Consider the following 370-nt stretch of genomic DNA (forward strand, 5'->3'; position numbering starts at 1 on the left):
CGAAGTCCTGGCACGGGTCTCCAGCACTTGCTTGGTCACCTTCCAGCGCAACCGCTATTCGGTGCCCTGCCATCTGGCCAACCAGATGGTCAGCCTGCGGCTCTACCCGGAACGCCTCGTGATCTATGCCGAACAGGAAGCCGTCGCCAGTCACGTTCGATCATTTGATCGCAGCCGCACCTTCTACAACTGGTTGCACTACCTGCCCTTGGTGGAGCAGAAGCCCGGCGTGTTGCGCAACGGTGCGCCATTCGATGAAATGCCGACCCCCTTGCGCCAGTTGCAGCAAGCGCTGCTACGTCGTAGTGGCGGTGACCGAGTCATGGCTAAAGTGCTGGGCTATATCCCGTCACACGGACTGGATGCAGTG

The 370-nt window shown here is 60.3% G+C and carries 1 protein-coding gene; it reads left to right on the plus strand.

Annotated elements, in window-relative coordinates; all coding sequences use genetic code 11:
- Window positions 1-370, plus strand: a 370-nt coding sequence (locus ACZ2IA_RS22860) for a Mu transposase domain-containing protein (protein ID WP_470294884.1), incomplete at both ends; no start/stop codon positions are given.

This window comes from Crenobacter sp. CS_VA4, from assembly GCF_055597485.1.